The organism is Haladaptatus halobius, from assembly GCF_020618475.1.
GTDB classification, from domain to species: Archaea; Halobacteriota; Halobacteria; order Halobacteriales; family Haladaptataceae; genus Haladaptatus; species Haladaptatus halobius.
In genome coordinates, this window is the sequence record NZ_CP085340.1 from 357,473 (window position 1) to 383,742 (window position 26,270).

General features: G+C 54.2%; 33 protein-coding genes and 2 pseudogenes. 18 read left to right on the top strand and 17 right to left on the bottom strand.

Annotated elements, in window-relative coordinates:
- Window positions 1-41 precede the first annotated feature (41 nt).
- The gene (locus LIW51_RS35090; RefSeq protein ID WP_227380170.1) at window positions 42-1,094 is read right to left on the bottom strand and encodes a PGF-CTERM-anchored ABC transporter substrate-binding protein; all 1,053 of its coding nucleotides are present in this window, start codon (window positions 1,092-1,094) and stop codon (window positions 42-44) included.
- 297 nt (window positions 1,095-1,391) lie between these two features.
- On the opposite strand from LIW51_RS35090, the gene LIW51_RS35095 reads away from it, so the two are divergent.
- Entirely contained in the window at window positions 1,392-1,592 is a 201-nt protein-coding gene (locus tag LIW51_RS35095; RefSeq protein WP_227380171.1) for a DUF7835 family putative zinc beta-ribbon protein, read from the top strand.
- A gap of 431 nt (window positions 1,593-2,023) precedes the next feature.
- Here the strand turns inward: LIW51_RS35095 and LIW51_RS35100 are convergent, their stop codons facing one another.
- Window positions 2,024-3,148 carry a transposase gene (locus tag LIW51_RS35100; protein WP_227380172.1) on the bottom strand — a complete coding sequence of 375 codons (1,125 nt, stop codon included), beginning with the start codon at window positions 3,146-3,148 and terminating at the stop codon, window positions 2,024-2,026.
- A gap of 18 nt (window positions 3,149-3,166) precedes the next feature.
- On the opposite strand from LIW51_RS35100, the gene LIW51_RS35105 reads away from it, so the two are divergent.
- Window positions 3,167-3,634 (top strand): hypothetical protein, encoded by a 468-nt coding sequence (locus LIW51_RS35105; protein ID WP_227380173.1) that lies wholly within the window; start codon window positions 3,167-3,169, stop codon window positions 3,632-3,634.
- A gap of 387 nt (window positions 3,635-4,021) precedes the next feature.
- Here the strand turns inward: LIW51_RS35105 and LIW51_RS35110 are convergent, their stop codons facing one another.
- From LIW51_RS35110 to LIW51_RS35140, 7 genes are all read right to left on the bottom strand, one after another.
- Complete coding sequence (locus LIW51_RS35110; RefSeq protein ID WP_227380174.1) at window positions 4,022-4,336, bottom strand: AzlD family protein; 315 nt, start codon at window positions 4,334-4,336, stop codon at window positions 4,022-4,024.
- Window positions 4,326-5,021 (bottom strand): AzlC family ABC transporter permease, encoded by a 696-nt coding sequence (locus LIW51_RS35115; RefSeq protein ID WP_227380175.1) that lies wholly within the window; start codon window positions 5,019-5,021, stop codon window positions 4,326-4,328. The genes LIW51_RS35110 and LIW51_RS35115 overlap by 11 nt, the downstream gene beginning before the upstream one ends.
- Before the next feature lie 119 nt (window positions 5,022-5,140).
- On the bottom strand, window positions 5,141-5,887 hold the full coding sequence (locus tag LIW51_RS35120) for a helix-turn-helix domain-containing protein (RefSeq protein WP_227380176.1): 747 nt from the start codon (window positions 5,885-5,887) through the stop codon (window positions 5,141-5,143).
- A 635-nt stretch (window positions 5,888-6,522) separates the two neighbouring features.
- Complete coding sequence (locus tag LIW51_RS35125) at window positions 6,523-7,290, bottom strand: enoyl-CoA hydratase/isomerase family protein (RefSeq protein ID WP_227380177.1); 768 nt, start codon at window positions 7,288-7,290, stop codon at window positions 6,523-6,525.
- A 298-nt stretch (window positions 7,291-7,588) separates the two neighbouring features.
- Window positions 7,589-7,789: a hypothetical protein gene (locus LIW51_RS35130; protein WP_227380178.1), complete on the bottom strand. Its 201-nt coding sequence runs from the start codon at window positions 7,787-7,789 to the stop codon at window positions 7,589-7,591.
- Window positions 7,782-8,753, bottom strand: coding sequence for a WD40/YVTN/BNR-like repeat-containing protein (locus tag LIW51_RS35135; protein ID WP_227380179.1), 972 nt, complete (start codon window positions 8,751-8,753; stop codon window positions 7,782-7,784). The genes LIW51_RS35130 and LIW51_RS35135 overlap by 8 nt, the downstream gene beginning before the upstream one ends.
- A gap of 5 nt (window positions 8,754-8,758) precedes the next feature.
- On the bottom strand, window positions 8,759-9,175 hold the full coding sequence (locus LIW51_RS35140) for a DoxX family protein (RefSeq protein WP_227380180.1): 417 nt from the start codon (window positions 9,173-9,175) through the stop codon (window positions 8,759-8,761).
- Between the two features lie 145 nt (window positions 9,176-9,320).
- Here LIW51_RS35140 and LIW51_RS35145 point away from each other — a divergent pair, with 145 nt between their 5' ends.
- The 3 genes and pseudogenes from LIW51_RS35145 to LIW51_RS39725 all read left to right on the top strand — a co-directional run bounded on the left by LIW51_RS35145 (window position 9,321) and on the right by LIW51_RS39725 (window position 11,354).
- On the top strand, window positions 9,321-9,686 hold the full coding sequence (locus LIW51_RS35145) for a winged helix-turn-helix transcriptional regulator (protein ID WP_227380181.1): 366 nt from the start codon (window positions 9,321-9,323) through the stop codon (window positions 9,684-9,686).
- Window positions 9,687-9,856: 170 nt separating this feature from the next.
- A pseudogene (locus LIW51_RS35150) lies at window positions 9,857-10,285 on the top strand (transposase); the annotation flags it as partial.
- A 772-nt stretch (window positions 10,286-11,057) separates the two neighbouring features.
- Complete coding sequence (locus LIW51_RS39725) at window positions 11,058-11,354, top strand: helix-turn-helix domain-containing protein (RefSeq protein WP_227380182.1); 297 nt, start codon at window positions 11,058-11,060, stop codon at window positions 11,352-11,354.
- A gap of 52 nt (window positions 11,355-11,406) precedes the next feature.
- On the opposite strand, the gene LIW51_RS40265 is transcribed toward LIW51_RS39725, so the two are convergent.
- Together LIW51_RS40265 and LIW51_RS35160 are read right to left on the bottom strand one after the other, a co-directional pair.
- Window positions 11,407-11,580, bottom strand: a complete 174-nt coding sequence (locus LIW51_RS40265; protein WP_438267489.1) for a DUF7501 family protein — start codon at window positions 11,578-11,580, stop codon at window positions 11,407-11,409.
- A 272-nt stretch (window positions 11,581-11,852) separates the two neighbouring features.
- A complete protein-coding gene (locus LIW51_RS35160; protein WP_227380183.1) occupies window positions 11,853-12,164 on the bottom strand; it encodes a hypothetical protein in 312 nt (103 codons plus the stop codon).
- 242 nt (window positions 12,165-12,406) lie between these two features.
- On the opposite strand from LIW51_RS35160, the gene LIW51_RS35165 reads away from it, so the two are divergent.
- Window positions 12,407-12,913, top strand: coding sequence for an HVO_2922 family protein (locus LIW51_RS35165; RefSeq protein ID WP_227380184.1), 507 nt, complete (start codon window positions 12,407-12,409; stop codon window positions 12,911-12,913).
- A gap of 185 nt (window positions 12,914-13,098) precedes the next feature.
- Here LIW51_RS35165 and LIW51_RS35170 read toward each other — a convergent pair whose 3' ends face one another.
- Window positions 13,099-13,857, bottom strand: coding sequence for a CBS domain-containing protein (locus tag LIW51_RS35170; RefSeq protein WP_227380185.1), 759 nt, complete (start codon window positions 13,855-13,857; stop codon window positions 13,099-13,101).
- Between the two features lie 63 nt (window positions 13,858-13,920).
- Here LIW51_RS35170 and LIW51_RS35175 point away from each other — a divergent pair, with 63 nt between their 5' ends.
- Window positions 13,921-14,025, top strand: a complete 105-nt coding sequence (locus LIW51_RS35175) for a helix-turn-helix transcriptional regulator (RefSeq protein WP_438267490.1) — start codon at window positions 13,921-13,923, stop codon at window positions 14,023-14,025.
- A gap of 59 nt (window positions 14,026-14,084) precedes the next feature.
- On the opposite strand, the gene LIW51_RS35180 is transcribed toward LIW51_RS35175, so the two are convergent.
- The gene (locus LIW51_RS35180) at window positions 14,085-14,450 is read right to left on the bottom strand and encodes an SHOCT domain-containing protein (protein ID WP_227380186.1); all 366 of its coding nucleotides are present in this window, start codon (window positions 14,448-14,450) and stop codon (window positions 14,085-14,087) included.
- Between the two features lie 220 nt (window positions 14,451-14,670).
- Here LIW51_RS35180 and LIW51_RS35185 point away from each other — a divergent pair, with 220 nt between their 5' ends.
- On the top strand, window positions 14,671-15,024 hold the full coding sequence (locus LIW51_RS35185; protein WP_227380187.1) for a hypothetical protein: 354 nt from the start codon (window positions 14,671-14,673) through the stop codon (window positions 15,022-15,024).
- Between the two features lie 56 nt (window positions 15,025-15,080).
- Here the strand turns inward: LIW51_RS35185 and LIW51_RS35190 are convergent, their stop codons facing one another.
- Window positions 15,081-16,541 carry an amidase gene (locus tag LIW51_RS35190; RefSeq protein ID WP_227380188.1) on the bottom strand — a complete coding sequence of 487 codons (1,461 nt, stop codon included), beginning with the start codon at window positions 16,539-16,541 and terminating at the stop codon, window positions 15,081-15,083.
- Window positions 16,542-16,651: 110 nt separating this feature from the next.
- A complete protein-coding gene (locus LIW51_RS35195) occupies window positions 16,652-17,293 on the bottom strand; it encodes a helix-turn-helix domain-containing protein (protein WP_227380189.1) in 642 nt (213 codons plus the stop codon).
- A gap of 238 nt (window positions 17,294-17,531) precedes the next feature.
- Here LIW51_RS35195 and LIW51_RS40270 point away from each other — a divergent pair, with 238 nt between their 5' ends.
- Together LIW51_RS40270 and LIW51_RS40275 are read left to right on the top strand one after the other, a co-directional pair.
- A complete protein-coding gene (locus tag LIW51_RS40270; RefSeq protein ID WP_438267491.1) occupies window positions 17,532-17,672 on the top strand; it encodes a hypothetical protein in 141 nt (46 codons plus the stop codon).
- 320 nt (window positions 17,673-17,992) lie between these two features.
- Window positions 17,993-18,654: pseudogene (locus LIW51_RS40275) on the top strand (DUF4396 domain-containing protein).
- Here the strand turns inward: LIW51_RS40275 and LIW51_RS40280 are convergent.
- On the bottom strand, window positions 18,651-18,980 hold the full coding sequence (locus tag LIW51_RS40280; protein ID WP_497007422.1) for a DUF8593 domain-containing protein: 330 nt from the start codon (window positions 18,978-18,980) through the stop codon (window positions 18,651-18,653). The pseudogene LIW51_RS40275 and the gene LIW51_RS40280 overlap by 4 nt on opposite strands.
- A gap of 424 nt (window positions 18,981-19,404) precedes the next feature.
- Here LIW51_RS40280 and LIW51_RS35215 point away from each other — a divergent pair, with 424 nt between their 5' ends.
- The 6 genes from LIW51_RS35215 to LIW51_RS35240 all read left to right on the top strand — a co-directional run bounded on the left by LIW51_RS35215 (window position 19,405) and on the right by LIW51_RS35240 (window position 23,927).
- Window positions 19,405-19,686, top strand: coding sequence for a helix-turn-helix transcriptional regulator (locus LIW51_RS35215; protein ID WP_227380191.1), 282 nt, complete (start codon window positions 19,405-19,407; stop codon window positions 19,684-19,686).
- A 225-nt stretch (window positions 19,687-19,911) separates the two neighbouring features.
- Window positions 19,912-20,268, top strand: coding sequence for a hypothetical protein (locus LIW51_RS35220; RefSeq protein ID WP_227380192.1), 357 nt, complete (start codon window positions 19,912-19,914; stop codon window positions 20,266-20,268).
- Between the two features lie 11 nt (window positions 20,269-20,279).
- Window positions 20,280-21,152 carry a sulfurtransferase gene (locus tag LIW51_RS35225; RefSeq protein ID WP_227380193.1) on the top strand — a complete coding sequence of 291 codons (873 nt, stop codon included), beginning with the start codon at window positions 20,280-20,282 and terminating at the stop codon, window positions 21,150-21,152.
- A 356-nt stretch (window positions 21,153-21,508) separates the two neighbouring features.
- On the top strand, window positions 21,509-21,916 hold the full coding sequence (locus LIW51_RS35230; RefSeq protein ID WP_227380194.1) for a cupredoxin domain-containing protein: 408 nt from the start codon (window positions 21,509-21,511) through the stop codon (window positions 21,914-21,916).
- Between the two features lie 9 nt (window positions 21,917-21,925).
- Window positions 21,926-22,504 carry a DUF411 domain-containing protein gene (locus LIW51_RS35235; protein ID WP_227380195.1) on the top strand — a complete coding sequence of 193 codons (579 nt, stop codon included), beginning with the start codon at window positions 21,926-21,928 and terminating at the stop codon, window positions 22,502-22,504.
- Window positions 22,505-22,763: 259 nt separating this feature from the next.
- Window positions 22,764-23,927 (top strand): hypothetical protein, encoded by a 1,164-nt coding sequence (locus LIW51_RS35240; protein WP_227380196.1) that lies wholly within the window; start codon window positions 22,764-22,766, stop codon window positions 23,925-23,927.
- Between the two features lie 622 nt (window positions 23,928-24,549).
- Here LIW51_RS35240 and LIW51_RS35245 read toward each other — a convergent pair.
- Window positions 24,550-24,918, bottom strand: coding sequence for an HVO_A0114 family putative DNA-binding protein (locus tag LIW51_RS35245; RefSeq protein ID WP_227380197.1), 369 nt, complete (start codon window positions 24,916-24,918; stop codon window positions 24,550-24,552).
- Window positions 24,919-25,400: 482 nt separating this feature from the next.
- Here LIW51_RS35245 and LIW51_RS35250 point away from each other — a divergent pair, with 482 nt between their 5' ends.
- On the top strand, window positions 25,401-25,766 hold the full coding sequence (locus LIW51_RS35250; protein ID WP_227380198.1) for a nucleotidyltransferase domain-containing protein: 366 nt from the start codon (window positions 25,401-25,403) through the stop codon (window positions 25,764-25,766).
- Complete coding sequence (locus LIW51_RS35255) at window positions 25,759-26,157, top strand: HEPN domain-containing protein (protein ID WP_227380199.1); 399 nt, start codon at window positions 25,759-25,761, stop codon at window positions 26,155-26,157. The genes LIW51_RS35250 and LIW51_RS35255 overlap by 8 nt, the downstream gene beginning before the upstream one ends.
- Window positions 26,158-26,270: the final 113 nt, after the last annotated feature.

Consider the following 26,270-nt stretch of genomic DNA (forward strand, 5'->3'; position numbering starts at 1 on the left):
CACGCTAAGAACAGGATATGTAGTAGTGGTGGCGAACGCGGCTACGGATAGCTCGAACTCAAATTAGTTCTATCTTCTGTTACTCTTAGAGGATGAGCCAGAGTCCGTTCGCCGCTAAGAGCAGTTTTCACAGGAGAAACAGGCGGATAACCGACAGTCGTCCTGGTTGTGGTTGCGTTTGCTTCTGCATATGCTTGTGGGTGCAATTGCTTCGCAAGAATCGTGATAGCGTAGACTGCTCGAGGCGCAGGTTGATTTAGGTACTCGATCGGAACGATCACGGTTTGATTCTTCTGTAGGGCAGTGATATTATTGTACGCCGGAGTATCTGGAACCGCAGGGTCTTCATCGTTGAGGAGGATTACTTCAGGATTTTGTTTGACAATTACTTCTGGATTGATTTGCTTATACCCGGAGATACCGACTTTAGCTGCAATATTGGTACCACCCGCCGTCTCGATGATTTCGTTAACGAACGTTCCCCTGCCCGCAGTGAATCCATAGAAGAGATACAATACATCTGGGCGCTCCTGTCCTTTAACAGTCTGACGAACAGTACTGATGCGTTCTTTCATCCAATTTATAGTTTCCTGGGCACCATCACATTCACCAACGAGGCGGCCAGTTACCTTGGTATCGCGGTAGATATCTTCGATGGTGGTTGCATCTCGGTAGTAGTACACCGTCAACCCAGCATCGCGAAGCGTTTGAACTGCCTGCTCGTCCGTGACGCTTGGTGCGAGAACGAGATCTGGTTCGAGCGCCACGACCCTTTCGATATTAATGAAGGATTGGCCAGTACCTGAGACATTTACCTTCCGTTCGGCCCCCTCAAGATAGCTTGCATGTTGTGTGACTCCGACGACCTTATCCTTGGCACCAATCTCCCACATTATTTGGGCGGCACTCGGCGCGAGTGTGACGACTCGTTGGGGTTCTTGCTCGATTGTTACGTTCGTCTCAGTCGCATCAACTTCAGTTACTGGAAATGAACACGCCTGGACAGATGTCGAAGGAGCTGTCGCTGCCGTTGGAGGTGGGACGCAAACGGTGATAATAAGCAAGAGTACGGTCAGTGGTATTCTCAGTCGCATAGCCTCACTCTACGAGGGAACACAACAAATATGTAACTAGCAAAAGTGCAGTTTCGTTCGAGTAGTGGATCACCTACGTTGTTGATGAACTCCAATACCGGAGACTTTTCTCACTCTGCACCTTCTCGCATAATGGTCGTACGCAATGCCTCGTTATTTATTGATGCTCTTTTCCTCTACTTGGCCATTTCTGAGAGATCCTCCGCCAATAATGGGCATAAACCTGTTCGAATATGGGTTAACAAAGGTCGCTGTTTATGCTCGTGTTCGTCGCTCTATAAGCTGGGGAGAATCGCCATGACGGCAAAACGCCAGGGATTTCAGACGGTGGTTGAACGATGTGAGAACTGCGACCGTGAGACCTCGCATACAGTTACAGTTGAGATCCGGACAGAGAGCAAGAAGAAAGAGAACGCCGAATTCTCACGGGAACCATACCGCATTGCGACGTGCCAAACATGCGATGAGATGACGAGCCAGCGGATGAACAACGCGTGACGCTAGCACTGTAAAAAATCCTCGGCGATCACTCTCTGGATATGCATCTCAGTGAGAGGAGCTTCCACGCATATTTTCGACTCCCCCTCCCGGGGGCATCGCACTTCCACTTATCGAATTATGCGGAAGTACACCACACACCACCACTTCCAGTGTAAAACCCCACATGAAGGACTGTACTCCCCAAATACCACCGTTTCGGAATCAATATATCATATGGCGCTATATCAAACTCACAACGTTCTGATGGCAATTAGGTAGCCAGATAATCGCTCGAACTTGACTGTTTCCGCCCCGGTTTTACGTCCGTCAGGACGAATTCAAAATCACTACTTTCTATAAAATATTTTAAACTGTGGTTATTTGGTTGGAACAATCAATGAGTGAGAGAGCTATTGCTCAGCAGGCACGGCCCCGGAGAGAACTCAGCGTCAGTCGGGTGGATCGAGACCGTAGTACTGCTTCGCTATCGTCACGAACTGGTTGGCGTCAACTCGCGGTAAGTAATCGGGATTCGCCTCCAGCGAGAGCTTGACGAGCAGATCAACCAGCCGCCAGACGTTGTACAGGACGCACGCGAACATGAAATTGAAAAAGCGATAGCGGGGGCACGTCGAGGTGGTCCGCACCATGAACGTCTTGATTTTCTTATACCCGTTCTCGATACCCCATCGATGGCGGTACCACCGAATCAGACGCGCTATCATGTGGATCTGCTCGCGTTCCGTATAGGGTGCGCCGTCCTCATCACGAGCCGAGACAAACGGGTGGTTGGTCTGGAACACCACGAATCCCGTGCTGTCACCATCGGCATCCTCCGTCTCCAGTGGCTCCTCGCCACGAATTTCCCCGAGAAGGCGTCTCAGCGGGGATGCATCCCCGTCGATGTCGTCTTCGGTCAGCCCAAGGTCATCACGCATCTCCTGCCGATAATTCGGCCTCTCATCGTGGTCGCCGTCTCTCTCCTCGTTATCCCTCTCCTCGTCTTCTGGCGTCTTCCTCGTTGAAGGCAGGAACAGGTTCTTCCAAGTCGGTTGGTCCTCAGACAACTCTTCGACGACCCTGACGGTTTCGTCGTTTTGCTTCATCTCCTCGATGGTGTCGTTCTCGTCGGTGAACTTTCGCTTCGGATTGAGGAAGTACACGCCATGCTCTTCGCAGGTCTTCCTGACCGGATCGCTATCGAACTCCCGGTCCATCATCACGAGATCGAAGTCATCAACCATTTCGGTCGCGTGTTCGAGCAATTCATCCACGATCTCGTTCTTCGACATGCCACGCTTTTTCGGTAGCGCGTCAAGCACGAGCGGGATGTCGTGGCCGACAATTTGGATGCTCGCCCACTGGTGATAGTAGTTGCCGTCTCGATGGCCGAGGATGTACGGCTCGACGACGTTTCCCTCGTCGTCGGTATCCATCACGCCGGTGAACGGCGCACCCTTAGACACGTCGATGGCCGCCCACAGCTCCCCGACAAGTTCGCCGTCGCGCCGAGCACGTTCGATGAGACGCTTCGTGGTCCACCGGTGCTGTCTACGCATTTCATCGATGCTCAACTTACGGATCTGCCACCTATGACACGATCCAGAGGGTGTCTTCTCACGGGTCGAGTCGACGTAGAAACTGTCCGCGCCGCTTTCGGCGAACATGTGCTTGCGGACGCCCATGAACGCATGTTGCTCCCAGAACGCGTTCTCGTGGATTTGGGCGTTGTCGCCGCGTTTGAGGAAGAACTCCTCGGTGACGAACGGCTTGGCGTGCTGCCAGACCTCCTTTGTTTTGTCAGCAATAAGTCAGGTTTCCGACCGCTCCGAGACGTTCTGTTCATCCTCAAACTGAAAGACATCAGCCGGGGTGGGGATACCCTCCTCACGTGCCAACTCGACGAATTCGGTCGCTACGTCACGGCAGATGTCCCGAAGGTCGTCGCTGAACTCCTCGTGCCACATCTCCCAGAGTCGGGACTGGGTTGGTGGTTGCGGCTGCATCCGCTCCGACTCCCCTATCGAATTACTGTCGACAAATCCGTATGCGACCGTTAGCTCTGGGGTTTGTTTCGAAGTGTTCGGCAAGCTGTTTCTCGCCGTTCCAGCCCATTGCCTGTTTGAGGACGTGGGCTCTGATCCACGGAGTGAGCGGTGTGAAATTCCGATGCCATGTTGCTCGTGAATCAGGAAGTTCTGGATCGATAGAGAGGTCGGCGATCAGCGTCTCGATAGTCGGATCGTCATTCGCCGACCCGACATAGCGAAGCGAGAATCGGAAGCAGCCGGCATGGCTGGCGTCAGCTGAATGGCTGCCAAGGTCATACAACGATCCCCATCGCAGATTGAATGCCGGTTCTGAATCTCCGGCTGGTGGCGGTGATTCCATTGTTGATGAATCGTTCGACGACATCTACCGATCCCTGCGCCACTCACAGTACTTGATCAAACGAACACTCCTGAAACGTTTCGTAATAGCCAGACGACGCTGACTCCGATGATCATCGTCAGCATAATGCTCCCCGTCCGTACGGCCACGAAAAGCACGGCGAAGGCTGCGCCCCACTCAGGGAGCCCACCGTGTACAATTGTAGGAGCAATGAGTGAGATGAGGACAGCCCCCGGTATCGCTTCGAGAGCGGTTTCGGTGCGGTCGGACACTTCAATTCGTTCGATCGCCCAGATACCACCGACTCGCGTTGCATACGTGACGATTCCCATCCCAAGTATCGTCACGACGACGAGCACATCAGTCGCCATTACTGCTCACCACCGCGACAACGCTCCCCGCAAGTCCGCCTAGAAGGATATACCACGAACCAGAGAGTACCTGCGATGCTACTACCGCGACGAGGGCAGCACTCATCCACGGGACGAGGTCAGAGCGTCCATCCCAGAGACCGACGAGGAGCGTGATGAAGACGGCAGTGAACGCGAAATCCAATCCATACCGAGCGACATCAGTAATGAGGCCGCCGACGGCTGCGCCGATCACCGTCGAGCTAATCCATGCGAGGAACACAGCGATTCCACTCCCGAGGAGAAATGCAGCGTTCGTCGATCCATCAGCGAGTTCTCCCATCGTGAGCGCCCAGTTCTCATCGGTCATGAAGAACGCACTGCCGTAGGTTTCCGCTGGCTTGAGTTTCGAGAACCACGGACGCAGTGCGGCCCCCATGAGAATGTGACGCAAGTTGACGACAAGCGTCGTAAGTATGATCGTAAGACTTGGAAGCGGCGTCTGCCACAGCTCGATCGCCACGAATTGCGCGGACCCGGCAAAGACGAGGGCACTCATCAGTCCGATTTCAAGCACACTGAGCCCGGCCTGGCGAGCGAGCATGCCGAACACGAGCCCGTAGGTGGCGACACCCATCGCGATTGGAAGGCATGCGTGAAACCCGGTGAGCGCTCCGGTTCGATCGAACGTCACTCGGTCCGACACAGGATATCACCACGTTGATTGTTCGGGCACATAGTGGTGTGTTCGGTCGAGAACGACGATAGTCGTTGTTCGACCATGGTCGAACGCGTCGGGAATGCCACTGCCTTCCGCGGTTACAGTTACCGAGGCATCGTTCGATCGTTCACGTCTGACTCGGACCCAGAATCTGGGGCTAACAGTCTCGCCTCGGCGGTTCGGAGATGATGGAGAAACGTGGTTTTTGCGATATCTAGTTCAGCGGCGAGTTCGCGCACTGTTATCTCTCGCGGCCACGTGTAGTAGCCTCGCTTTCTGGCGAGCGTGAGTGCTTCATGTTGGCGCGGAGTGAGCATCGCTTCTCGTTCTGTGATCACCTGATCGTGATCGTCTGGGGCAATCGGTGTGATTTTCTGAACGGTAATCTCTGCATCGTGTTCGATACGAATGTTGTCAAGCATTCGGTTAAGTGTCTCCCGGTCGGTTCGGACGAGGAATTGCCAGAACTCCTTCCGGTCTTCCATACGGGCATAGTCATCAAGAACAAATCCCCGTGAGCGGAACGCTGGTTCGATACACCTGGGAACATCATACTTGATGAATATATCTTGCGAGTAGGTACCGATTGCGGGCGCGCCGAACAGAGCCTGTCGAGTCGGGGCCGTCACCTCACGGACGGAGCTGATTCGATCCGACGCCTGTGCGGTTTCGACAGCGGCGACAACCTGTTTCGTGTCGTCACCATGGACTGTACAGCGTTCGTGCGCGGTCATGCCGTCTGTGACACCACCGTGACCGAGCACTCCCGCGCCTGTCTCCACTGCGAGTTCGGATGTCCAGCAGTTTGGGTGCCAGAGTTCCACCGAGAGCCGCAGAAGTTCTTCTGTCATCGAATCACCTGTGGAAATCCTGCTGGCCAAATAACCCACTGCTGAGGCTATACTTTTTTTGTTGCGGATCGTAGCATATTGCGAATTGTAATGAATTCCTCTTTCGATATCGGCCTAGAACTCTTCGAGGTATCTCATTGCTATATTGGTGGAAGGAATCTCCATTTTTGGCGAGTCCCATTATTCCGAGGATGAGTGTTGCACTGACGGCCACAAGTACGACCCCCCGAACCGTCCAGAGTCACATCAATCTGAACGTCAGCAGACTGCTCGTTCCCGCTCGGAGCTCCGAAGGGGTCATGCGGCCGCAAATACCCCTGACGAATTCCAGGACCCCCAGCACCGAGACGGGAAGTAACACGCTGTAAGTCATTCCATCGAACCACGTCAGCCACGCCGTGTCGAGCTGTTATAAAATAGCCGCTCAAGTGAAATTATAGATTCACGTTATTTTTAATTGATCCTACTGATCCAAGCGATTATTCACAACCTAGTTGTCCCCAGAGTTTAATGAATACAAATCGACTATGCATGAGAAGCCCATCTGCTTGACTTCTGACTAAACTAGAACGAATGCCCACCAGATAATCGTCGCGAAAAAATCATCTCTGACGGCCGCGCCGCAAAACTGCCCGTTACTCGAAGATGGGATCGCGCTTCTCGACGAACGCCGCCATCCCCTCGCGCTGATCGTGGGTGCCGAATAGCCCGCTCCAGAGACGCTGTTCGTATGCAAGGCCCGCCGATAGGGGGGCCTCGTGAACCCGGGTAAACGCCTCCTTGGCTGCCTGGAGCGCGATCTTCGGTCGGTCGGCGAGATCCTCGGCGAGCGTGCGAACGCGTTCGTCGAGTTCTTCCTGGGCGACGACCTCGCCCACCAGTCCGACCTCCAGTGCCTCCTTCGCGCTGAGACGCTGGCTGAAGAACACCATCCGACGGGCGCGTTCGTCGCCGACGAGTCGTGCGAGTCGCTGGATCCCTCCCCAGCTCGGGATGATGCCGACGTCGAGTTCGGGCTGCCCGATGGTGGCGTTCTCGCTCGCCACCCGAAGGTCGCAGGCGAGCGCGACCTCACATCCGCCCCCAAAGGCGTAGCCGTTGATTGCAGCAATGACCGGGGCGGGGTGCCCCGCGATCTTTCGCATTACCTTGTCGTGGCCGATCTTCGCGAATTCATACGCCTCGGTTGTCGAGAGATCCTGCATGTAGCCGATATCCGCGCCGGCGATGAACGCCTCGTCGCCCGCTCCTGTGATGGTCACAGCGCGGGCGTCCTGCGTTCGATCGAGCGCGTCGGAAAGTGCCTCGATCGTTTCCTTGGTAAGCGCATTCAGGCTGTCGGGACGGTTGATCGTGATTCGGGCGATATCGGCCGTGTGATCGAGGTCAACTGGCTTTGGCATATACTCTCACTCGCCGATTGCGGGTGTAAGTGTTCGGTTCGCGGGAATTTCATCACCGTTAGTCGATCGGAGTGGTCATCACTCCCTTGAGACTGATGATGGGCAGGTAAGATTTCTAATGCACAGTCGACCGCGAAATTTGACCCATTAAGCTACATTTCGCAGGTAGCTATGCATGACGAATTCTACCTAGCCAACTTCAGCTAGCGGAGATGGTGGAATTGGAATGGGAGGTATGGACGTAGGTGGCGGTGCTGGAATGGACAGTACGGATGGAGATTCTGCGAGTTCTGGGGCTTCAGCCCTCAAGTCGATGGGATATAATGACCACCGCCCGGACAGCGTGGCCGACGCGATCCGCGTACGCTGGTCCAAACAATGAACCGAGTCCTTCTCCGACCACCAGCCAAATCAGCACGATGACAACAAATACGATTGCTGTCCGCCAGAATAAGGCCAGTCGACTTTCGTCCGGGATATCGAAGATCGCGTCAGCCATGGACAGCCACCTCCAGACGCCACACTTTCGGCAATTCGAACGACAGGCGTTCCCACGAATCGCCGGCATCAGTACTCATGAACAACCGACCGTTCTCATTATGGCTGTTCCCCGCATAGAACAGCACATTGGAGTCGTCCGGGTGAACACACAGTGGATCGGCTGGATTCGCAGCTGGCAGCCCCTCGGCGATCGGCTCCCATGTCCGCCCCCGATCCGTGCTCCGATAGAGCGGTGAACTGACTAAATCCACGTACACATAGACGGTATCCGGGTTCTCCGGGTCGAACACGATCCCGTGAACGAACTTTCCATGGAGTTGCTCCACAGCAGACCAACTCTGTGCCGCATCCTTACTGATGAACAGCCCTTCGCCCGCTCCAGCGAACACTCGATCCGGATGTGTCGGGGCGACAGCAACACGGTGGAGATCATAGCCGACTAGTGCTTCGTTCCACGAGTTCCCTCCATCGTAACTGTAAATGAAGGCCCCGTGTTCGACGCCAGCGAAGAGCCGCTCCGGCCGATCGGGGTGAATCGCAAGCCCGTGGACGTGCCCGGCGTAGAACGGTTCGTGAAAGAACGTCCACTCCGACCGGCTCGGTAGTGTTTCTATTGCCGACAGTGCGTCGAACGAGCAACCATCGTGAGAGACATACAGCATCGGTGGCTCCGTGCCGACGTAGATCGTGTTGGGGTCCGGTGCGAAGATAACTCCCCAGACCCACTCGTCTTCGAACCCGACCGACGTGAATGTCTTGCAACTATCGTTTGTGTAGTGAAGTCCCCAACCGCGTAGTCCACAGCCAACGTAAGCGATAGATGGATTGTCCGGATGGATTGCAATCGCTCTGATCGCCTGTCCTTTCATCCCAGTTTCAAGGTCTTCTATCGTATCTACGTCGGTAATACGTATGGTCCGAAGGCCGTCTTCGGTTCCGACGTACAGTGTACATGGGTTCATGGAACTCACATCCCGATATTGAGCGCGTACGCCCACGTCTCTCCGCCGAGCACGAGGAAGATCAGTGATGCCCCCAACAGCCCAGTATTCAATAGGAAGTTGACCATCTCGTCTTGCCGTTCTTCCTCTGGGACGGCCCAGAAATCGTGCATCATCGGCGTCACAATGAGAAGGAACACCGCCAGCATCCCCGCCGCGATGGTCGGATACACACCTAACATAATGCCAAGTCCGCCGAGTATGAGCATCACCCCCGACGTGATGACTCCAAGTCCGGCGGCGGGCACTCCTTTCGATTGGGCATAGCCGGTCATCTCGTCAGCGTTCATGAATTGATTGAGCCCCAGATACGCGAGCGATACTCCAAAGAGGATGCGCCCAACGAGCAAGAGGATCGCTCCAAGGCCGACATCAAGCGCCATCAGATGTCCCCCCCGCTTTGGACTGTGAGAGTTTTCTGTTCTATACCACTGACCGTGCAGCCGATGGTTGGTTGCATTGCACTACCAAGTACGAATGCGAACCCATATATAGTATAGCTAACATAAACATCAGTAGGTGACATTAATGTCAGTTAATACAGAACAAGAGACGGCGGAGAAGTCCAAAGAAGGACCATGCTCGCTTATTCGTCCACTCAAGCAAATCGGTTCACAGTGGCGGCTCATCGTTCTTCATGACCTTCGAGAAGACGAGAAGCGATTTAACGAACTCAAACGTTCGACTGGAGCAAATTCGCGGACCCTTTCGCGCGTGTTGAATGATCTCACTGACTTGAATTTCGTCACACGCCGAGTGGAAACAGACTCTCCAATCGCTACGTATTATTCATTGACCCCAAAAGGTGCGTCACTCTGTCCAGTATTTGATGAAATAGAAGTATGGTCTGAGGAGTGGTTAGAGACACCTGAACAGGAGGACCCTACTCGGTAATTAAATCATTCATCCTCCCTCCTGCGGTTTTCATTTATAACGGTTTCCAGAGACGCTGCTGAACTTCCCTGTGTGTAGTGTCTGCAAAGATTTCGTCGGCATTATTTCCCCGACGATCAATCCGGTGAAATGAAACTTGCTCAAAATGATTTCATCCGAATATGTGAGCGAGTCGTTCAAAACGATTATTCCAGCGAGATCAAGATCGGTACGTAACCGATCGGAACCTCCATCTCGGGAGCAACGAGTGGCACAATACGACATTGGTCTATCGCCGGAAAGAGGATGCTAAGTACACTGATCACCGCCAGTACTCGGTGTTCATGTCGAACGGAGGCGAGAGATTTCTCAGCGAGTACGCTTATCGCTGGGAGATCGAAAGTGGCTATCGGAGTATCAAGCGGCTCATGGCCGCAACAACGTCGAAGAACTTCGTCTTACGGTTTTTCTACTTCGGGTTCGCCTGTCTGTTGTACTCAATCTGGCGAGCGGTCGATCTGCTTGTCCAAGTCGCGTTAACCGGTGAGTACGAGCACTCGCCGGTGGTAACGGCCGACAACACGCTCACGCTACTGAAGAAGGCGACGGGAATCGGGTAGAAAGTTACTCAGTCAGGCCGCACGTTGCTTTTCCAAGTGGCGACACTGGTAGTAGTTTCGAGAAATCATTGGAATAGTTACTAAAACAACAAGAATGGGTGTTTGAGAGGCGATCTGAGGCAGTTTCTACGTACTGATTCGTCCGAAACCATGTATCACAGGCCTACTAAGCACACTGTAGTCTCATCTTCCAAGAAAGCGAGATCCCGGTGTCCCATGCAAGAATACAACCGGTGTTCCGTCAGCCGCGCCATATTCAGTAAAAGAAACGCAACGGCCATCATCGATGGAAATGGTTTGCTTGGTATCTGCTTCCTGTTTTGTTAGCTCTCTACCCATATTATGTGGATCAATCTTTTTCTTCTGGCGGGAATATTATCGTCCCGGACTAGTGCGGGTATTTATATACCTACCAGATCTCCATCAATCGATGAAGCGTATATCGTTTCGGGTGACCGATTTGGGGGGCTTTTCACATCCAATATATCGGCAGATCATCCAGGGCGACAGAATTTCGCACGGGAGGCTACTGATGTGGGATCCAATGGCTACTGCGACGACGCTATCTTGGTTTGACGGATCACGAAGAGCAGTAACAGAAATACTGACAAGCATCGAAGCGATCGGCACGTTTCATCTGCATCCGGAAAGTGACGGAACATATGAATTCATCAACCAGACACAGTAGGAGTTTGAGCCCTCACTACTCGAAATCCTCTCCCAATCAGAGGTGATCACTGTTCCACCAGTCACGTTTTACGACACTAGAGAGGTGTGTTTCGAAGCTGTTGGTGGAGCAGAACAACTAAGCGAATTCTACAGTCGATTGCAGAGTGAGTTACAAGTTGAAATCGAATCCGTCCAAGAGTACCAGCGTCAGATATCACCGACGACGCTCACAAGGAGACAACAGACAGCGTTAGAGGTTGCCGTCACTGTCGGCTATTATCAGATTCCCCGAACGGGAACGATCGAGGATATCGCAATTGAACTCGGATGTGCCCATAGTACCGCTGGAGAGCTGATACGAAAGGCGGAATCAAAGGTGATCATGACGTTTGTTGAATAGATCGAACCAGGCAACATTGTGTGGAATGATTCATGCATTGAGAGAGTCAGTCTCAACTTCTGCGAAATCCTCTCGCCTCGAACCGCTCCCAACATGTATCGGCTGTTTCGATGGGTTCCATGAATCCCGCTCCACCGTCCCGCAAGGCCGTGCCACAGAATGGGCAAAGATCCGGGTTATCCCACTCGGTGGAATCCCGCGGTGGATGTGAGTTGTCTGATTTCATGTTCGCTTTCTGAACAGAGTAGTCAGTCTATTCGACGCGATCGACGGCGATGTCGCACGTAAAACACGTGCGTTTGTCGGTGGCAACGTAGACTTGATCACACGAGGGACACTTGTACAGGTGCGGTTGTGAGGCGGTGTCAGAGCCGTTCGTGGCAGTTTCATCCGTTGTCCCTCCATCCTCGCTGACCGACGTTTGACCGCGTGGCCAAGCGTCAGCGACCCCGTCGGCGGCGCTCGTGTTCAGTCGGCTAAGTATAGTCTTAACTTTCCCTAACATGTCTGTCCTTCTTCCGGAAGGTAGTCGTCGGGAAGAGCATCACGTCGGGTTTCCAGTGCTGTGAATATGGGTTCGACGGCCTCGAAATCGTCCCCTCTCCTCACGGTACCAGTATCCCGATTCCACGCGACGAGGTCGTTCTTCTCCAGGAGCGGAAGGTGGACGTGATGGAGCTGGATAGCTCGGTCCCGTTCGTCTCCATCAACAGAGAACGGATGGATGTACTGCTCGTCGCGGAGTGCGATCAGTATCTGTCGGCGGCTACCGTCCGATAGCGCGCGCATAACTCCGTCGAATTCGTTCATCTTCCAAAGAGATGGAGCACGCTAACGTTTCAAGTCGTCACTTTTCACAGTAGGTTAGGTTGTGATTATATGAGATACAAGCCGGGAGATTGCCGGTCATTTCTGATGTAACTTCGTGGAGTGAATGCCTGGTACGTTGTTCCCTAGATGGTGAGGGACCAAAATAGTGTATATAAGTCGTTCCTCCCCAACGCAGGACATATTTGCGATGCTTTACCACGGATGTTCCCGTCAGTATTGGTGTGTCCAGAGACTACGAATACGAGTCCGAACTGACGGGCAGTCGTGAGGAAATAGCAGCGGTGCTCAGCGGTGTACTGGATGGGGTCCATGCTGGCTCCATACGGTTGAGCGACGGCACGGAGGCAGTCACTGCCACAATCCCTGAAGAACTCGAGCTCGAAATCGAACTCGAGGTGGAGGACGACGATGTGAATCTGGAACTCGAATTAACGTGGCCCGTTCCAGACGACGAGGAATCCGCGTTCTCTCTCAGTGGAGATCTTCCAGACAAACGAGATGAACTATCAGCGTCTGCGGAAGGCACAAACGCCTCGCAGGCGCTGGCCCGGTTTGAAGTCTTCCGTGACCAAGCCGAGGAATGGCGGTGGCGGCTCCGCCACCGCAATGGGAACATCATCGCGACCAGTGGCGAGGGTTACACACGCAAACACAACGCGTGGAAAGGACTCCAAAGTGTGGTCAAGAATGCACCAGAAGCGGAGTTAACGGAGGATCCCACGAACTGATAGAGAACGCCAGGTACGTCGAGGCCATATGATTGCACTCGGTCTGAACGTTCTCACTGTTACGGAAGCACAAGGAGAAAGCCCCGTGCTTTAGCGCGAGGAGGGTGTCAACACATCTCGCGTCGCATGAATCCAAGAATAGACATGATGTGGTGTGTTCTGAGAGGCTCGAACTCAAATCTACACTAACACCAGGAGGCAGATACGTCACCGGCCCCAGTCATCGGCATAGACTGATCGCGCTCGCCAACCGTACCGATACCCCGCTGTAATTCGAGTGCGCCCGCGTAATCAGCCTGCGAGAGGATCCCGACGATTGCGCCGTCTTCCTCGACGAGGGCGTACGACGTCTTCGTGGTGCCGAGTTCGACGAGTGTGTCGAAGGCATCCGCCGTCGCCTGCACGGTTAGCGGTTCTTCGGCCATTACGTCGGCAACCGGAGTGGTCGCACGGTTGCACTGGTCGACGTCTTTCAGGTGTTGCAGTGAGACGATACCGACAGTGGCGCCGGTCTCGTCGGTGACGCCGAACTCGGTTCGACGGTCGACGAACATCTGGTCGACGAACTCCGCGACCGTCGAGGTGGCCGAGATAGTGCGTGAATCGGGCGTCATGATGTCCGCGACGGTGACTCCAGCGAGCAAATCTTCGAGTGCCGTCGTGCGTGACTCGGAGGTCGCCGCTCCGTAGATGAACAGTGCGACAAGCAGGAGGATGACGTTGAACGAGAACACGCCAATCACGGCGAACACCAGTGCGAAGATGACGCCGACACGTGCGGCGATTCGGGTGGCCTGCCCGTACGGGCGCGTCCGTGCGAGCAGCGCCCGAAAGACCCGCCCGCCGTCCATCGGGAACGCCGGAACGAGGTTGAAGATGGCGAGCGTTACGTTCACGACCGCGAGCCAGCCGACGACGAACAGATCGATCCTAGAACGACCCACCGCACTAACGTTTTTACCGGAAGATGAACAACGCGTTATCGAGCCGATTCTGGATTACCGGGCTTGACACAGGTTGAACTCCGCAGGCGCTCCGGCTTTTCCAAAGCCAAAGTCAGCCAAGCCGTCAGCGAACTCGAAGATCGCGGCCTCATCTACCGCGAGAAATAGGGCCGGACATACCGCGTCTACCCCGGTGAACTCGTGAAGGACTGACAGCAACTCTAACGTCACTTCGTCCGCTGTAAGTCTTCTCGCCGCTGCTCGAACTCTTCCTGCGAAAGCTCCCCGCGGGCATAGGCGAGTCGCAGTTCCTCAAGAGCAGGATCACCACCGCTGAACAATCCCTGAGTGAACGCCCGATAGAGAAGGTACCCAATGCCGAGCAGCACCACGAGAAACACCAGCATCATACCGATACCCCATACCGGGGATATGCCCATCCCTGTACCGGACGCACCACCGAACCACCAGCCCATCATCCCCATCATCGGCATCATAAAGAGCATCATTAACAGGGGAACTAACAAGACGAGTGCGACGACGATAAGCAGGACACGAAGCCATCGACTTCGCTCTGCTCTCGATGTGGACATAGCTGCTCATCACCACGCAGGTTGCCGCGATATTTGGCCTCCTTCACCTAAAACGCTCATGTTTTGCCCTCGATGCTCTGCATCACCGCGATGAACGATATTGATCGAGATACACGCTTAGAACGTCGTATGAACGTCCTAATCGACTCTAGTACCATCGTTCACACCTACAGCGCTAAATCCGCCCCACAGCTATAGAGGGAGTGAGGTAGAATAACAGATGCGCACTTTCACACCCGCTGTACTGGCCGTACTCGCGATCCTCCTGCTTGCTGCCGGCGGTGTTGCCGCCCACGACAACGATAGGAATACGACCGGCCACGACGCTGCTCCCCAGAACGGTACCGCGGCCGAGTGGGCTGCTTGGATGGAACGACACATGACCGAGCACATGGGTGCCGATCCAGCCGCACAGATGCAGGATCGAATGGGTCTGAGCTACGAGGAGATGGGTGAGCACATGACGTCTCACCAGGACGGCTCAATGATGGACGGTCAGATGATGGGCGACATGATGGATGGAATGATGAACAGCACGATGCGCGGTGGGATGTCGGGGATGGGCTGTCACTGAGTAGCGCTCTTCTCGATACCTGCGAAACGAGTAGTTGATCTACCTCAGAATCGGGATCACTCCCGGGGATAGGTGTTGATCCACGGGCGCTCACGCTCAACGGCGGCGCTGGCAGCGAACACGTCGTCATCGGCATAGCGTCGACCAACGATTTGCATCCCGACGGGGAGACCGTCATCAGTCAACCCCGCCGGAACACTGGCAGCTGGATGGCCGGTCCAGTTGAACGGCCACGTCAACCCAAGTTCCCAGTCGGTCCCCCGGTCAGTATGGAGCTCCATCCCCTGAGTAGCGAGTGTCGGCGTTACTAGGAGGTCGTACTCTGCCAAGAGTCCCTGAATAGCGTCGAATAGCTCCGTTCGGGGGATTCCTGTGGCAGCCACGTCGTTGATAGTTTTCCGGTCGCCGCGCTCCAGCAGATCGAGCAGACTCTCCGATATCTGGTCAGGATTCTCGCGAATGTCCAGGCCAAACGATCGGGCGAGCGTTTCAGCGAGTCCGACAAACTCCACCGAGAGGGTAGTCTCGATCATGTTCGCAAGTTCGTCCATCGAGTAGCCGTGATCGATGGTCACGGGCTCAACGGTCGCGCCGGCGTCAGCCAGCGCGGTCGCCGCGTCCGAGACGATGGTCTCGATTTCGGCTTCGACCGGGAACACGTCCAAATCGGGACTGTAGCCCACCCGGAGATCGTCGACGGACCGCTCGACTGCTCCTCGGAAGTCGATCCCCGGATCGGGAATCGACGAGGGATCGTTCGGATGCTGGCCAACCAGCATCTCCATCAGCAGGGCGGCGTCCTCGACGGTGCGGGTCAGCGGACCCTGCACGGAGTGGTGGGTTTTCAGACCGAAGGCGGTGGGCCGCGAATCGACGGGAATGAGTCCGAACGAGGGCTTGTGGCCGAATACACCACACATGGCGGCGGGAACGCGAATCGACCCGGCCGAGTCGCTACCGGTGGCGACCGACGCCATGCCAGCAGCGACGGCGGCGGCGCTGCCTCCCGAGGAACCCCCAGCGTTATACTCGAGATCGAACGGCGTCGCGGTCGCGCCCACATACTCGTTGTCGGTCGCCCCCTTATGGCCAAATTCGGGCACATTCGTCTTCCCGAGGACAATCGCACCTGCGTCCTCTAAGCGCTGGACGTCCACGGTCGTGCGTTCGGCGACGTAGCTTAGGTCGCCGATCAGCTTCGAGCCGAACGAATGGGGAACGCCCTCCTTGAAGTATCGCAGGTCCTTCAGTGCGATCGGCACACCGTGAAGCGGACCGAGATCTTCGTCCGCCTCGACGGCGCGGTCGGCTTCTTCGGCAGCCTTGCGGGCTTGGTGCTCGATCACGGTTACATAGGCATTGATCGCTTTGTCGTGGGTCTCGATCCGACTGAGGTAGCTGTCGACGACATCGACGGGCGACACCGTACCCTTGCGAATCCGCACCGCGAGGTCAGTCAACGATATAAACGGATCGACGTCCTGATTGCCGGATCTGTCCGTCGGTTCCTCGGTCATACTGCGATAGAGACGAGGTTGCTGGAAAGAGCTGGTGCAAGGTATCTATGACGGTTAAAGACACCGTGCTCGGAAGGGCATGATTCCGTAGTATCTCTGGAATGGTCGAATCATTCTTCGGCGAGGGCGGAGAGAATCCGTGCCTCAATTTTTCGGAGGTGTTCGGAGGCTGTACTTGATGCGCATCCAACGACGTCAGCGACCTCGTCTGCGGTTCCACGGCGAGGAACGTCGTAGTACCCCACGGCGGCAGCCGCGTTGAGGACTTCGCGTTGCCGCTCAGTCAGTGCTGAAACCACTCTTGGTGCCATCGGCGAATATTCGCCCACTCGTTCAATGGAAGTCCGGCGGCGAACCTCCAACGGAAGCGCGTCAAACCCGTTTTGAATATCCGATTCGCTCCCGATAATCTCGATCGTCAGACCAGTTTCTTCATCGAACGGAATTGGGAAAATGACCATCAATCGATACTCATTGAGGAGCTGAAGGAGCTCCTGGGCCTGCTCGGTTGGACGACAGTGTTGATAGATGTAACACTGACCATCTTGTGCCTCAACCACTTCATGAGCGAAATGGTCTGTGCTGGCGCTGGTCTCCATACTATTGAGCAGCTTCTCAGAATTGGCACGAACATGCGCCAACTCAAGCAGCGTTCCATCGGGCAGCAGTTGGACATTGAGGAGACTCCCTTCAGTCACGATGGAAGCAGGAGCCACCACTTCGTGCGGAATGGTCATGCGGAGATACTTCATCACTATTCGCTTAGTATTGCTACTGATGTATTTGCATTGGGTGTGCTTTGCCCTTTCCGGGTCGAGAACGCGTCAGTACAGCCACTTACACCAGTCGATCGCCGATCAACGCAATCTGACGATCCCGTATAAGTGCAGGCTCAGTTACGGGCAGTCGGACGAGGAGTTCAGTCTCCGTCAGCTCCCCCGCACGGAGTAGTCTCTCAACCGTCTCTGCATCCCACGGGCTTGGTTCACCGTGTTCGAAGCCGAGCTAAACGAAATCGAGGCCGAGTTCACCATAGAGTTCAACCAGTGCCGGGCTATACGTACTGTCGAGAACACTAAGGGCGACTTCTCCAGTGTCGAGCGGCTCGCGGAGGCTATTCATTCACGGTGACTCCGTCATATGTTCTTATCCGGTCGTAATCCCGATAAGGGTGCTGGGCGTGATTATATCAATGGAACTGAAATAAACGCTACTTCTGCAGTCGTCTCTGACTGGCATTGAAATTTGCCCAAGAGAAAACGCCTAACACGGATATCTGCGATGAAGCGTTTCAACAGAGCCAGGTAAATTAGACTAAAGTAGGAGCTATGCGCGTATGAATCCATAACGAAGCCACCGCTACCTCTTCAAGCAAAAATCTTCACCATCCTCAATCTAATTATCTTAACCCAAATCATGGTAAGTTTGGATCCCAAACTAGAACCTAGCCTATGAGCTTGGAGACGACATTGGAGAATATTCTCACAAACCCACTGTATCTCGCTGGTTGGGCAGTGCTCGTGCTTGTATCAGTAGGCTCCTCATCTGGGATCTCCGCACACGTAACGAAGCGATCGGCAGTTTAATGAAATTCGTTTGGGGTTCACCGTCTTGTACTCAGGACCGCTTGGCTTGCTCGGGTACTGGTATACTGGGCGGACACAAATGGCTCATGATTCACTCTGACGGCGGGATTTCCGGTCAGTTTCGCACTGCTACTCGGGCTGCGGTGCAGATGAAATCACCGGCGTCGTCATCACGGTGGGTCTGCTCGCGCTCAGCAACCTCTACGTTGCCCTCATCACGTTTACGCTCGCATACGTCGCTGGCTATGCGATGACTGTCGGACCACTTATGCAAGAGGGTGTCGCACTCAAAGAAGCGCTGGTCGATGCGTTCTACTCGGAAACCGCCAGCATCACGGTCATGGAGATTGGTGCGATCGGGACGGATCTCTGGCTCGCCGGTGAGCCGACGATGGGTGAGGTTCTATTCTGGACGTCACTTGTGTTCTCACTCTCGCTCGGGCTGCTGGCCGCGTATCCAGTAAACGTCCTCCTGGTCAAATTTGGGGGTGAAAGAGAGGATGATGAATCCCGAGATGATTGCCTAACGTCGGTCAAGCGCATCGAGATCAACTCGGAACACCGCGATATCTGCGTACGGATCCCGCTTGAGAGCGTCTGTATTGAGCGGGAATGATTCGTCAGCCTCCCCACCAAGTATCGCACGGACATCATCAGCGAGATTAGGCTCAGGATCGACGTAGACCGTCCCTCCTTCAATCTCTGAAATGACCCCGATCTGGGCGTCATCTGAAGCGACAACTGGTTTCCCCGTATCATTTTCCGTGATCGTCGAGTGCAAGTTCTCATTGGAGCGACATAGTCCATCAACGCCAGTAGGTGAGCGAGTTTCATAGTCGACATGGCTAGGCAAGCAACCGAAGAGTGAAGAAAATCTATTGACGATAGCCCTGAAAGCAATCGAGAATTACTCCCAGCGAGTGAACTCACAAGTACTCGACTAGATAACCGACAGAGAGATATGAGATGTCTTCTTCAAGTCGCCTACGGTTTTTCCATGAGTGCTCATGACGTCACTCACTTTTTGCTCGTCTCACTCATCCAGTGAAGCAGTGAACCACAAAACGTACGTAGAAGGGTTGTGATATCTAACTATGATCTCGTGCTCACTAGCCACTGGATTCGTCTACGTACTCAGTACTGCGATTGGTGCCACCGTCATTGGAGGCGGTTATCTCACCCTCCGAGGTAGAACCACGACGAAATCGAAGGTAAGATCACCAGTAGAACCAGAAGCCACTAGCGCCACTGCGGAGACTGCTGCGGTACATCGTGAGATGTCTCCTGCAAAGCACACGACAGAGGAACCCATAGACTCCAGTAGTCCTCCTTCTCAGAAATCAACCATCCTTGATCTACTCCCGGAGGACGAACGACGGATCCTCCAGCCAGTCCTCACCTCGCCAGGGCTCACACAGATTGAGCTCCGTGATCGATCTGACTTCTCGAAAGCAAAAGTCAGTCAGACCGTAACGGATCTTGAAAAACGCGGTCTGCTCTATCGTGAGTCACAAGGACGTACGTATCGGATCTATCCTGATGAATCACTCGAAATGTAGCGGAATTACGAATCTCTTATGCTGTAAGAGAATTTCTGCTTGCCGTAAAACGATAGGTATGTCCGAGAACGGCCTTTTGCGTAGAAACGGCTCGTATGAACGATATCGGGATGAGAAAAACGATTAGATCGGAGTAAAAACGATTTCCGTCGATTTGATCCGGTGTGTTCACACCCATATCGCTAACACAGGTTCTGCCGTATAGACGGAGTGGGGCGAACATAAATGCGCAAAGCAACAATTGCTGTCGTGGCTATTCTAGCTATTACACTGACTGCTGTTGGTGCAGTGAACGCGATGGGAATATACGAAAACAACAGCACTGATACAGCTAATGGATCATCAAACACCATGAATGAGGAGTGTATCAAGTGGATGAATAAAAATGGAGACATGAACATGGCGCAGTGTATGCAGATGATGCAAGAAAACGGTAGATCACCTATGGCACAATGCATGCAGATGATGCAGATGTGTACGCAGATGATGGAAACTATGAGCGGGAATACGATGGGCCAGATGAATGGCTCTAGTATGGGCGACATGATGAATGAGAGCGGATCGGGCATGGGCTGCCACTAATCTACTTCACTATGAGCACTACAGAAACTGACACGGACTACGCGAAGGACGTACTCGTGACTGCCGACTGGGTGGCTGATCGACTGACCGAATTCGAAAACGACGATCCGGAGTACCGTCTCGTCGAAGTGGACGTGGACACCGAGGCCTACGACGAGGCCCATGCGCCCGGTGCGATCGGTTTTAACTGGGAGACGCAGCTCCAAGATCAGACACAGCGTGATATTCTCGAGAAGGACGACTTTGAAGACCTGCTCGGGAATCACGGCATCAATGAGGACAGCACCGTCGTTCTCTACGGTGACAACTCGAACTGGTTCGCGGCCTACACCTACTGGCAGTTCAAGTACTACGGCCACCGCGACGTGCGCCTGCTCAACGGCGGCCGCGACTACTGGCTGGAGAACGACTATCCGACGACCGACGAGGAACCGAACTTCTCCGAGCAGAACTACGACGCACGCGACCCCTTCGAGGGCATCCGCGCCTACCGCGACGACGTGGAGAAGGCTATGGGACGTGGCGTACCCTTGGTCGACGTCCGAAGCCCCGAGGAGTTCAGTGGCGAGGTGCTCGCTCCGTCAGGCCTCCAAGAGACCGCTCAGCGCGGTGGCCACATCCCCGGCGCAACGAACATCTCGTGGGCTGCGACGGTCAACGACGACGGCACCTTCAAGAACGCCGATGAACTCCGCGACCTCTACGAGAGCGAAGGCGTCACGAACGACCAAGAGGTCGTCGCGTACTGCCGCATCGGCGAGCGGTCGTCCATCGCGTGGTTCGCACTATCGGAGCTGCTCGGCTACGACAACGTCGTGAACTACGATGGGTCGTGGACCGAGTGGGGTAACCTGGTGGATGCCCCGATCGAACGGGGGAAGTGAGGAGAAGTAAGCACACTAATAATTTTGACTGATTATTGGGGTACTATTGTCTAATTATAGTTAGATCCTCAATAGATCTTATCGATCAGAGTTGGCAGGATAGCAACAGCAGCAAAACTACACAGAGCATATCCATACTAACGACTGAATCAAACATGATAAGCCGACGAACATTTGTTACTACAGGCATTAGTAGTGTTATTCTGAGTGGGTTGGTTGGCTGTACTGAGTCAACTGAGCAACCTCGTAATGAGAGTAACGCTGGTAAGAGTACTCACCACGATACGCGTGAGAATACGAACGATCACAAGCATAACCAGGAGGTTAGTGGCCCTGTTGACCAGGCTGAGGTGGCGATGATTACAAATGAGAGTGGTTATCACTTCGATCCGCATATCGTCTGGGTATCAAAGGGTGGGACAGTGACGTGGATCCTCGAAAGTGGGAGCCACACAGCGACTTCATACCATCCCACGTTCGACAAACCACGTCGAATTCCAAATGCAGCGGCAGCATGGGACAGCGGCATGCTCACGAAAAAAGGAGCGACATTCGAACGGACATTTGAGGACGAGGGTATCTACGACTATTTCTGTATTCCGCATGAATACAGAGGGATGGTTGGGAGTGTTATTGTCGGGCATCCGAAGGCACGTGATCAACCGGGGCTCGCTCCGTCACAACAGAGCTTGCCGAAGGAAGCACAAGCGGCCATAAAAAGGCTCAACGCACAAGTTACACAAACACTCGAGAACACGAACTGAGAAACCAATATGAATCCACCAGACACTGATTCAACACCACTACAAGCAGAGAAGACAACCAAGACTGATGCTATGCTCAACCGTCGTGCCTTTCTCGGAACACTTGGTGTGGCAGGACTTGGAGCTGTTGCTGGCTGTATGAATACGAGTCAGGGGGACGTGACCTTCGAGACGGGGACGAATGCAAAGCAGCTTCGCCAAGCAGCGGCAACATATCTAAAAACAGCGACCCTCTACAAGGCCCCGCTCTGCAATTGCTGTATGAAATATAAGAAGTACCTTGAGTCAACGACGGAGGCAAAGATCAAGGTAACTAGCGTGAACGACCTCACACGGATCAAGCACAAGTACAACGTTCCTAAAGATGTTGAAAGCTGCCACACACTGGATACTGGCGAGTATTTCGTCGAAGGGCATGTTCCCCGGGAAGCCATTGGGAAACTCGCCCGCGAAAAGCCGGACATCCTTGGCATTGCGCTCCCCAATATGCCAGCCGGATCGCCTGGAATGCCAGGCAAGAAAACGAAGGAGTTCGTCATTTACGCGGTGAAGAAAGACGGCTCTTCTCGTGAATTCATGACGATATAAACCCATGAGTAGCACTCGGTATTGGAGAAGGCGCAATGGAGTACAGCTCTTGAACTCGTGTATTCCTTCCTCAGATATCGGTGACTATGGTGAATTTGAAGAATGACAGTTTCACGTCGGCGTACACAATCCGGCATATAGAAGTAACTTCAGGCAGAGTGATCTACCAATGATCCCCGGGGGACCGCCTACTGAACGAAGCAAGAAGAGAACGCATCTGCGACGCTATCAGGTGGTTTCTCGAATAGCAAGCCTGGGGATGGCACTCCTCATTAGCGTGAGCATGGTTCCCCTCGCGTCCGCCCATGGCGGTGAACACACCCCAAATATTCCACAGTGGTACGGCCTCGTCATCTTCCTTGGGGGTATTGGCATTCTCGGGGGAAGCATCCTCCTCAAACGTCGCGACCAGATAGCAACGACAGAGCATGCACTTTATAGTGTCTTTCTGGGCCTTATTATCGCAGCGTTCGGCGGAATCCTCCTCGTGCAGTTATCCCCAGTCGATGAATACGCAGCGAGTAGCATGCCATTCCCACGAGCATGGTATCTCCCGATTACACTGGGCATCGGATTCACACTCATGACAGCGAGTGTGGTGATTGGCCATCTCCGCTGGCCCACACGCCCTCGGTATGCATGGCTTGGTCTGTTCCTCGGGCTCTGGATCGCCTACCCAGCACTCATTCGTGGGAGTGCCACATACCATCACCCCCTCGGTTATCTGATCGCGCTTGCTGTTCCATTGAGTGTCGGCTACATCATCTGGCGCGATGGACGTCACGTCCTCCGAGAGATCGCCCAAGATACCGTCGCACGCCGATTCGGATTTGGCGTGGGTGCCGTTATGGCAGTCTTTTTCATCTTTTCGACGGGAATGCTGGCGCTCGTCCCTGAAGAAGGCATCATTAATGGGCGCTCGACAATTCATACACCCGCATTTATTGATACCGTCCCCACAGCCAATCCGCTCGTCACCTGGCCAGCAGTCCAGTTCTGGTTCCCCCAAATTCCGCTAAGTGGAACGCTCTCCGTCGGGACACTCATCCTCGTCACCCTCCTTGGCGGGCTCGTCGCAATCAACGCAATGCTCGCTGCTCATCAGTGGCTCTACACGAATGGAGCAAGTTCCACCCAGAGTACAGCTGGCGCAGCTGCTCTTGTCGGGCCGAACGCCTGTGGATGCTGTGGCCCAATGTTCGCCCAACTCGCCGTCGTCCTTCTCGGCCCGTCAGCGGCTGCCCCACTCTACTGGCTGTTTGTCGACCTGTCGTCACCCGTCGGCGCATTCTTTTTCGTCGGCAGTGTCGCCCTCCTCACCGGTGGGTTCGTCTATTCAGTGAATGCACTTGCGCCAGAGATCTGTTCAGTTCCTGCTGATGAACAACCACAAGTCGCAGGCCAACTCAAAAGTTCAGACTGATTCATCTCGTCTCATTGGTTCTCAAGACCGGATTCACCGTCGACGATATTGCCTCGTGTGCATCGATTCGGACCAAAATCGACGACCAGGTGGAGCAGGGAATGGAGGTTTAATGGGTTTCTAGAGTCGAGCGGATCGTTCGACAACTCGGAAATCGAGGCATGGGAACAAGACCTCAGGGAGCTTGACGAGGCTGGCCAGTTCCTGTCCTGTTCAACGATGTTTCTCTACATCGGTCGCAAGCCCGAGTAAGACCACTCAGAGTCAATATGGAAACACAGACCCGATCACTCGGACTGAGCGACACCATACTCTTCCTACGCATAGGCGTTACAACAGCGGCCGCCACGACGCTATGCAGATAGCGAGGACGGTGACAGTCACTGACCGGATTCCGTTTAAGTAGTTCTCGCGATAAGGAGTAGATACGAGGAAGATTTTCGTGGACTGCTGTTTTTCTGCTCGAGTTTTCGCTATCGCTCATGCTTCGGATTTGAGCGTGTAGTGAGTCAGGGAGTGCCAGTTTCAGACGAATCCATGAGGATTTGAAACGCATTTCGTGATCAGAGATAATCTAAGCGATTGTCGCAAGCCTGAGAGAGCGAGTCTACAGTTTATTTACTCATGCTGTAAGCCGTACATGAATCTCGAACTCGTCATAGTTGACAACTGGCCGCTTCGACCGCCCTTCCTGGACGAACTCGACGACGTTCAGCTCCGCTAGTTCATTCAAGTTTCTGCTGACGTCCTTGATATCCCGACCGACCAATCGCGCTGCTTCGCGCATACTTGACGGCTCATGCTGGCGGATGGTTCGGAGGAGTTCAAGGTTTTTATCACTGAATAACCGCTGGAGATCGCCCTCTTCTTGGAGACTCAGAACATGGCGATCCTCCGGTTCTTCTCCGCGTTCAAGTGCTTCTATCGCGTTCAACGTGTCCTCGTGGAAGTCATCAGTCGATTCAACCCGGATGTGTAGTGTTGCGCTCATAGCCTTGTCTTTGCCGCGTTTTGATTATCGGTAGTTGTTGACTTCACGGATAAACCGACGATATACGTCGGCCATGCCTGGAAAGTCGATTATTTCGACTGTATCATAACAGAGTGTCTCTTAGAGGTAACGTTCTATCGAAAGGACGAATGTACCTACTAGAGCAAGGACACAGACTCCAATGATTCAAGGGCAATTGCAATTCCAACGAATCCGAGACCGAGAAGCAAAAGTGCAAGAACCCACTCAAGCGCCAAGTGAGAGGTCAAAACGCCAGCTTCTGAAAGTGTGGCAATCGCGACGATGAGAACACCGAGTTCAATAGCGGTTCCAGATATGCCTGGCAAAGTAAGTATGAGCCCGAATGTGAACACGGCTGGTGACTTCCTATTGAATAAAGGGTAGACCTATCATGATCCGGTGCTGCTCTGCACGATGTACAAGGGGAAATATAAATCACCCCGAAACCCGTACCCAGACACATGGGGAACGAGACCGCGCACGAACCGCTGCCGGCCGACGCCCACACCAACGCAGCGGAGGCGTTTGTTGACCGGGCACGGTCCCAGCACAGCGACGAAATCGCTGAGCTGTACGTCTTCGGCTCGACTGTTCGAGGGGAAACCCACGGACGCGCAAGTGACGTCGACGTCCTCATCGTTCTCGCTAACGATACTGACCGCGACACCATCGCCGACTCACTCCGTGATATCGCCCTCGACGTGATGATCGAATATGGCCCCGCTGTCGAACTCCACATTCTCTCCAAAACCACGTTCGATCGCCACCAGCGAGAGGGGAACCCGTTCATCCGCAACGTCGTCACCGAGGGATGCTCATATGCCTGACGCCAACGACACGGATCCCATCGTCGAACGGGAGTTCCAGCAAGCACGGCAAGCACTCGACGATGCTACAAAAGCACAAGACGCCGGACTCTCAGACGCAGCGGTGATTAACCGTCTCTACTACGCCGCATTCCATTCCGTCCAAGCGGCCCTCTACGACCGCGGGTTTGAGCCTACGTCCCACGGCGGTGTGCTCTCCTTATTTGGTTCAGAAATCATTGCTGCTGGGGACGCTGAACGGCGGGATGGCCGATTCTTCAGTCAACTCTCTGAGCTTCGGCAACAGGCCGACTATGGCTACGACGAACTCGAGGAGGACGTCAACGCACTCCATTCACAAACCCAACAGCTCGTTGCCGAGATGGAAGCTCTTTGTACCACCTCCGACTAACGAGGCTATACGACGTTCGCATTGACGAGTTCGACAATTACACAGCCCACATTATTCACATAATCCACAAAATCTAGATTACGAAGATGGCAGAGATGATGTTTGAGCGACCG